The sequence below is a fragment of the Microcoleus sp. MON1_C5 genome (genome assembly GCF_036701875.1).
Taxonomy (GTDB): domain Bacteria; phylum Cyanobacteriota; class Cyanobacteriia; order Cyanobacteriales; family Microcoleaceae; genus Microcoleus.
Genome location: NZ_JAUBRN010000119.1, coordinates 1 through 6,935 on the forward strand (window position 1 = coordinate 1; position 6,935 = coordinate 6,935).

Sequence of the window (6,935 nt, forward strand, 5' to 3'; positions counted from 1 at the left end):
AGACATAGCAGCTCCCGGGCATGAGTACGATACTTTACTACTATATCCACTACTCAAATAGAATGAAATAGCCCTGGATGTCATACAGCATAGCTGGCTGGGATTTCAAGGCAATCGCCCTCAGTTGAGCAACTTGCTCAACAGCGCAAGCCTCTGTAAATAATCTCAAAGCCTTACTTAGCAAAGCCTTGAGGATAAATTTAAGTAAACTTAACACACTAAGTACGGAAGAGCCAACAAATTACATTCAAAACTCAAAATTTATCGATCGCCAAATGCCAGTTTTTCTGGTGCAGCCGATCGCAAATTGGCACTTTCTCAACCGCCAAATATTGCTGAAATTCGGGTTTTTCTATGCCGCTGCGCCACATTACCAGAGCATCTTCTCCGGTGTCTTCGTAGTACCGTTTCCGCCGTCCTGCCTCTTTAAACCCAAATTTTTGGTAAAGAGAAACTGCGGCTAAATTAGATTCCCGCACTTCTAAGGTGGCCCGTTCTAATTGTCTGTAGTGAGCCTTTTTTAGTAAATCCCAAAGCAGAGCTTGTCCTAAACCCTGACCTTGAAAGCGAGGATGAATTGCCAAAATTGTAATATGAGCTTCTTCTAAAATTGCCCACAGGCAACCCAAACCGATCAGGGTTGGGGTAAGTGTTGAGTTCGGAGTTGCTGGCGAGGAACTCTCAATACTGAGCGGTTTTGAGTTGAGAATGCTGTTCGGCTCGATCGACTTCAGTTCGCTGTCGAATCTTTCGGATTCGCAGTCCCCGGTTTCGGATGCCCACAAACCCAGTAAATCGCTGTTAGGACTGCCTAACTCGCGCCCATAGCCTTCGATCGTCCACAGTCCGCCAAAACAGAGGCGATCGAGTTCGACTGCACTGTTGAGGTCTTCGGCGGCGAGATGTTTAATTTGTAGAAAACGCACGGCTGTAAATTGTACACTGGAAAACACAGTAGCGATTAGCTGTTTGTTGCTAGTTTTGAGTCATGACTCACAAGTCTCCAGACATTAGTCTACTGCCAACGACCAATGACTGCTGATTAATGACTGCCGACTGCTGACTGCTGATTAATGACTGCTGACTAATAACCTAGGATAGTTATTGCGCGATGGTATCAACTCAATCTTTCGGGGTCGAATCGGGACTTAAGTATCTGTCTGAGTCAAAGCCGGCCCTGCAAAATCGATCGCCCAATCAAGAACTGTTACCGCTGACAGCCAGTGTTAACAGCAGCGATCGGTTGGAAATCGGAGGCTGCGAGGTGACAGCTTTGGTGGAGCAATTTGGCTCGCCGTTGTACATTTTAGACGAAGAAACGCTGCGGGCGGCTTGTACCCAGTACCGGGATGCTTTTAAGCGTTACTATCCGGGCGAATCTCAAGTGCTCTATGCTTCTAAAGCTTGGAGTTGTTTGGCAGTTTGCGCGATCGCAGCTTCGGAAGGTTTAGGCATAGATGTCGTATCCGCCGGAGAAATCCACACTGCACTGCAAGCCGGCGTGAGCCCCGACAAAATCTACTTCCACGGTAACAACAAATCCCGCGAGGAACTACAGCTAGCTGTCGAAAACGGCTGCACTACCGTAGCCGACAATTGGCGGGATTTAGAGACTTTAGCAGAGTTGGGAGAATTGGGTGTCAGCAGCCTCACAGGTGGGCCGACACGAGTTATGGTGCGGTTTACACCTGGAATTGAGTGTCACACCCACGAGTACATTCAGACGGGTCAAATCGACAGTAAATTTGGCTTCGATCCCAACTCGCTCGATCGAGTATTTACTTTCATCAGCCAACAGCCGTCGTTATTTTGCGTGGGAGTGCACGCTCACATAGGCTCTCAGATTTTTGAACTGCAACCCCATGACGATTTAGCCGAAGTCATAGTTCAGGCATTGACAAAAGCACAGAGTTATGGTTTGCCAGCAACAGAAATTAATATTGGCGGTGGGTTGGGCATTCGCTATACTGAAGCGGACGATCCTCCTAGCATTGAAGATTGGGCTCGTACGATTTGCAAGGCAGTGGTAGCAGCTTGCGAGCGGCAGCAATTGCCCTTGCCTAAATTGCTTTGCGAACCTGGTCGATCGCTCGTGGGTACAGCTTGCGTTACAGCTTACACCGTTGGCTCTAAAAAAGTCATTCCGGAAATGCGGACGTATCTAGCTGTCGATGGCGGGATGTCGGACAATCCGCGTCCTATTACCTATCAATCAGTTTATCGAATCCTCGCAGCCGGCAAAATGTCTGCTCCCTTAACGGAAACAGTGACAATTGCTGGGAAACACTGCGAATCAGGCGATGTTCTGATTAAAGATGCCAAATTGCCAGAGTGTGGGGCCGGAGATATCCTAGCCGTTCCGGCTACAGGGGCATACAATTACAGCATGGCTTCTAACTACAACCGAGTGCCCCGACCGGCAGCGGTTTTAGTTAGAAATGGGGAAGTTAACACGATTATACAGCGGGAAACTTACCAGGATTTGCTGAGGCTTGACCGCCTTCCTGAACGACTCGGAGCTCAAAAGTTAAAAGTTAAAAGTTAAAAGTTAAAAGAAAGACAATCCATGTTTACTTAGTGATGATTGCCTTTTCACTTTTAACTTTTGCCTTGTTCAGTCACGCGATTAGATTGACACTCCCCGGTCTAAAAACACGGGGATTTTCAGCATATTCCTTATAACAACTGTTCATGGTTCATGGGTTCGAGTGCATCACGGTTCGCGGTTCACAGGCGGTAGCGTTCGATGAACCATGAACAATCAACAATCTGGCTTTGACTTGACCCTCGTTCAGTCCTTATTGATTCAAGGGATCGATATTGGACTGGTTTTTGCCCTTGCGTATTTGGTGCTCGTCATTGTTGGCGAGCGCAGAACGCTGTGGATGGTACGGGGATTTATTATTTTGATGCTGGCGGCGGCGGTGAGCAACTGGGCTGGATTGAGGCTATTGCACGTTGCCCTCAACAGCTTGGTGACTGGTTCGGCTGTGGCAATGGCGGTCATATTGCAGTCGGAGTTTCGCCGATTTCTGGAACAATTGGGTCGGGGGGAATTTCGGCAATTGTTTGGACGCGATCGCCGACCAAATCCCGAACCGGACAGCGTAATAGATGAAATTGTGGACGCAGTAAAAGAACTTTCGCAAAACCGCACGGGCGCTTTACTAATTATAGAAACAGATTCCCCGATCGACGATCGAGATTTTTCGGTGCCGGGACTAAAGCTAAATGCTGAAGTTTCTAAAGAATTGTTGCAGACAATCTTTCAGCCGCAAACTTTGCTGCATGACGGAGCTGTTTTAATTCGAGGTTCGCGGATCGCGTCGGCGGGGGTAATTTTGCCTTTGTCCGATCGCAGCGCGTCGCGGCAGTTGGGAACCCGCCACCGGGCGGCGATGGGGATTACAGAACGGGTGCAAGCTTGCGTGTGCGTGGTGGTGTCCGAGGAAACGGGTTCTATTTCTTTAGCGCAGATGGGAATGTTAAATCGACCTTTGACTAGCAGCAAACTTAAGGAATTGCTGGAAGCAAAGCTGTTTCCGTCCGAGGGAGAAAGAGTTGTGGCTCCAATTCCGATCGGCAATCTCGGACGCCAGATAGGATTGAAGGGAGTGACGCTATTAAAACGGATACTGCGCCGTTAGTCGGGTAATCGGGAGAAACCATGAGTCAAGGAATTTGCTTGGAAAAGTTGCCGGAGGATCTGCAACAAGAACTACTGCCTAAGCACATAGCAGTGATTATGGACGGGAACGGGCGCTGGGCTAAGAATAAGGGGTTGCCGCGGATTGCGGGGCACCGCCGAGGAGCTAGCACTCTGAAGGAACTGCTGCGCTGCTGCAAAGATTGGGGGATTCCAGCTTTAACGGCCTATGCTTTTTCGACGGAGAATTGGGGGCGGCCGGCCGGAGAGGTGGATTTTTTAATGAGTTTGTTTGAGGGAAAGTTGCGGCAAGAATTGCGGGAGATGGTGGACGAGGACGTGCAAATTCAATTTATGGGGAATTTGCAGGCTTTGCCCAAGTCTTTGCAAGCCGAAATCGAGCGTTCTGTGACGGCCACTCAGCACAATCAAGGGATTTTGTTTACGGTGGCGACGAATTACGGGGGGCGTCAGGAGATTGTACAAGCTTGTCGGGCGATCGCCACTCAGGTGAAAGAGGGCAAGTTGCAGCCGGAGGAGATTGATGAGGTTTTATTTAAACGCTATTTGTATACTGCTGATGTTTGTGACCCGGATTTGCTGATCCGGACGAGCGGGGAAATGCGGTTGAGCAATTTTCTACTATGGCAAATGGCTTATTCCGAAATTTACATTACTGAGACGCTGTGGCCGGATTTTGATCGATCAGAGTTTCACCGCGCTTTGTCTACTTATCAGCAACGCAACCGCCGATTTGGCAAAGTCTAACGATTTTGGATTTGGGATTTTAGATTTTAGATTTTTTGGTTGATTTTTCAGTTTCCAAGTAGGTATCGATTGTGAGGGAGCATCTCCATGAAAGTAAAAAACGTTTTTACGAGCTGCGAGCGTCCCCCTCGCACTCCCATGTAAATGCTTGCACGCTTGATGCTTCTTACCTGGATTCCCCATCTAAAATCTAATATTAATTTCACTCATCTCCTGCTCAACATAACGATTTTAGATTTTAGATTGGAGGACAAATCTCAAATCTAAAATCTCAAATCAAATTAGGGGCCGGAAAAAACGGCCGCTTCAATGTCCTGACGTGAGAGGGAGTATTTGAATGCTCGCTGAATGTCTTGGCCGTCGGCTCCAGCATCGATGTAGCGGACGGTAAGTTGGTCAATATCGAGGGAGAGTTCTGCTTTCCATGTAAGTTGCTCGATCTGCCAGCAGTGAAGTTCTCGCTGATCTTGCTGGCAGCCGCGGCTTTTGAGCCACTGCTCGATTTCCGGGAGTGGATGGTTGTACAAAGGAGTGTCAGCGGAAGGAAGAGTCATAGGATTTTAGATTTTAGATTTTAGATTTTAGATTGGGGATTTCGGATTGAGAATTTCCGATTTTAGATTGGAGATTTGAGATTTGAGGCTTTAATTGCCGCGAATTAAGCCGATCGCGATCGCGAGTACCAAACATCCGATTAAGCTAGCTCCCATGATAAACAGAGCGAACATTTCTCCGGGGGAAAGAGGTCGATCCGTGGGATCTAGGTAAGCGGAGTTGTAAGTTTTTTTGTCAGATCCCGAAACCGGAGTAGTGAAGCCTGGGGGTTGCCCAATCACGTTCTGGCGAGAATAGCCTATTTTGAGGTCGTAGGCGAGGCGACGTTCTGGGTTGCTGAGGGTGGCGTAGGCGTTGTTGAGCTGCTGAAATTTGGCGGTGGCGACTGCGGGCGGCAGCTCGGTGGTATCGGGATGGTAGAGTTTGCTCAGTTCCCGGTACGATCGCCGAATTTCGATCGCTGAGGCTGAAGGATGCAGCCCTAACAAGCCGTAATGAGTGGAACCCAAGGGGGTTTTTCCGGGTATTTTCTGACTTTTGCTGTTTGCCGTTCCCTCGTTAGGAGTCACCTAAGCGCCTCTGGGCTTGTTGTGAATAGTTTTTGATTATTTTAGCTCAGAGTTGAGGGTAGCGCCACTGTCTGCTATGTCGAGGGGTGTTCGCGTGGGATAAGCGGCGGCAACTAACATCAAATTCAGCACCAAGATATTCCTGCCGTCCGCTTCATCGATTTGTGATGCCACTTACTGCGCGTTTGATATTGCTGACTCACCGATCGATCGGATAAGCTGATTTCGCCAGAACCTTTTCTCGACACTGCGGATATTTTCTGCAGATCTCAGTTGATCCAAGTAAAGCAGCAAATACTTTAATTCATCATCCGTCTCATCTCCCTCAAAGGGGTTTACTCGCACCAGATTGCCATAGCTGCGATCCCACTTTTGAGGCGTATCATCCACTGTAATGATTGACTCTAGACGATACCCTTTGCGCTTGACCTTTTTTAGATTTTTGCGATTGTAATATTCAAACCACTCAGGATCGTAAGCAACTGTGCAACGATCGCTTGCCCACACAAATGATAAAGTTTTAGGATTTTCAAAGATGGCTGACACAATTGCGATCGCATAAGACGGCGTAGAAGATGTCCAAACTGCAACCTCAAACCAGTCTATGCATTTTTTCAAAAAGACATCAAGAAACGGTCGTTTGTAAATGTGATAGGGCTCCACTAAAAAGTCAGCTTCCCGAGGGAAAGATGCTTCGGCAGCATAAATTAAAGTTTCATCAAGATCGAGGATCAATAGTTTTTTAGATCATCCATAATCAAAAATCGTTCATCACTATGTGTAGGTCTACTCCCTATGCATAATTCCTTTAAACTATGAATCGCCCGATTCCCTACGGGATAGCTTCGCTTCACGCAAATTTTGGACGTCTTCAACGCTAAGCCCGGTAATTTGGCTGATCGTGGCATTATCTAGCTGTGAGAGTAATTGTCGGGCGATCGCGAGCGCTTTTTGTCGCATCCCTTGTTCTATTCCTTCCTGAACAGCCTTAATAATCGCTCCCTGTTGGTCATAAATAAACTGTTCTCTTCTGTCCAAATCTTCCACTTCTTCTCGGCTTAACTTGGCTTGATTCGCAATCTCAAAAGCTTGATGTATTTCCGGTATGCTATCCATTGTTTCTGGGACTGATGTCAAACTTCTGGCATATTTCATGAAATAAATCCACTTATCTGCTAAACTTTCAAGTTGCTCCTGTCCTTTGTTAAACTTCGGCAACTCTACAAATACTAAGTCCACATCATTTTCCGGATAAGTCAAGTTGCTCTTTACTTCTTTGTACACAAATCTCGAAATGAATTCTTCTCTGTTAGCAAACATCTCATACCAATTTAATATGAAGCTGCATAGAATAAAGCTTCCAGAATGAAAGTGTAAGAAGATAGTGAACTCATTTC

Annotated in this window: 9 protein-coding genes; 3 read left to right on the plus strand and 6 right to left on the minus strand. The window is 47.2% G+C overall.

The window, feature by feature from the left end; genetic code table 11:
• Positions 1-254 precede the first annotated feature (254 nt).
• Positions 255-953 (minus strand): ribosomal protein S18-alanine N-acetyltransferase, encoded by a 699-nt coding sequence (gene rimI, locus QUA71_RS28520; protein ID WP_333290292.1) that lies wholly within the window; start codon positions 951-953, stop codon positions 255-257.
• A 158-nt stretch (positions 954-1,111) separates the two neighbouring features.
• On the opposite strand from rimI, the gene lysA reads away from it, so the two are divergent.
• From lysA to QUA71_RS28535, 3 genes are all read left to right on the plus strand, one after another.
• Entirely contained in the window at positions 1,112-2,545 is a 1,434-nt protein-coding gene (gene lysA / locus QUA71_RS28525; RefSeq protein ID WP_333290294.1) for a diaminopimelate decarboxylase, read from the plus strand.
• A 208-nt stretch (positions 2,546-2,753) separates the two neighbouring features.
• Entirely contained in the window at positions 2,754-3,647 is an 894-nt protein-coding gene (gene cdaA, locus QUA71_RS28530; protein ID WP_333290296.1) for a diadenylate cyclase CdaA, read from the plus strand.
• A gap of 20 nt (positions 3,648-3,667) precedes the next feature.
• Entirely contained in the window at positions 3,668-4,414 is a 747-nt protein-coding gene (locus tag QUA71_RS28535; RefSeq protein WP_172185480.1) for an isoprenyl transferase, read from the plus strand.
• A gap of 281 nt (positions 4,415-4,695) precedes the next feature.
• Here the strand turns inward: QUA71_RS28535 and QUA71_RS28540 are convergent, their stop codons facing one another.
• From QUA71_RS28540 to QUA71_RS28560, 5 genes are all read right to left on the minus strand, one after another.
• Positions 4,696-4,968 (minus strand): DUF3143 domain-containing protein, encoded by a 273-nt coding sequence (locus tag QUA71_RS28540; protein WP_190661245.1) that lies wholly within the window; start codon positions 4,966-4,968, stop codon positions 4,696-4,698.
• Between the two features lie 90 nt (positions 4,969-5,058).
• Positions 5,059-5,538 (minus strand): J domain-containing protein, encoded by a 480-nt coding sequence (locus tag QUA71_RS28545; RefSeq protein WP_333290299.1) that lies wholly within the window; start codon positions 5,536-5,538, stop codon positions 5,059-5,061.
• Positions 5,539-5,574: 36 nt separating this feature from the next.
• Positions 5,575-5,712 carry a hypothetical protein gene (locus QUA71_RS28550; RefSeq protein ID WP_333290301.1) on the minus strand — a complete coding sequence of 46 codons (138 nt, stop codon included), beginning with the start codon at positions 5,710-5,712 and terminating at the stop codon, positions 5,575-5,577.
• Complete coding sequence (locus QUA71_RS28555; RefSeq protein WP_333290303.1) at positions 5,713-6,273, minus strand: HAD family hydrolase; 561 nt, start codon at positions 6,271-6,273, stop codon at positions 5,713-5,715.
• 78 nt (positions 6,274-6,351) lie between these two features.
• Positions 6,352-6,935 (minus strand): Rpn family recombination-promoting nuclease/putative transposase (locus tag QUA71_RS28560; RefSeq protein WP_333290304.1); only part of this gene is annotated, 584 nt, incomplete at its 5' end.

Excerpts from the sequence above, each read along its gene's own strand:
- QUA71_RS28540 (WP_190661245.1), bottom strand. The coding sequence starts at position 4,968 with ATGACTCTTCCTTCCGCTGACACTCCTTTGTACAACCATCCACTCCCG.
- cdaA (WP_333290296.1), top strand. The coding sequence starts at position 2,754 with ATGAACAATCAACAATCTGGCTTTGACTTGACCCTCGTTCAGTCCTTA.
- lysA (WP_333290294.1), top strand. The coding sequence starts at position 1,112 with ATGGTATCAACTCAATCTTTCGGGGTCGAATCGGGACTTAAGTATCTG.
- QUA71_RS28535 (WP_172185480.1), top strand. The coding sequence starts at position 3,668 with ATGAGTCAAGGAATTTGCTTGGAAAAGTTGCCGGAGGATCTGCAACAA.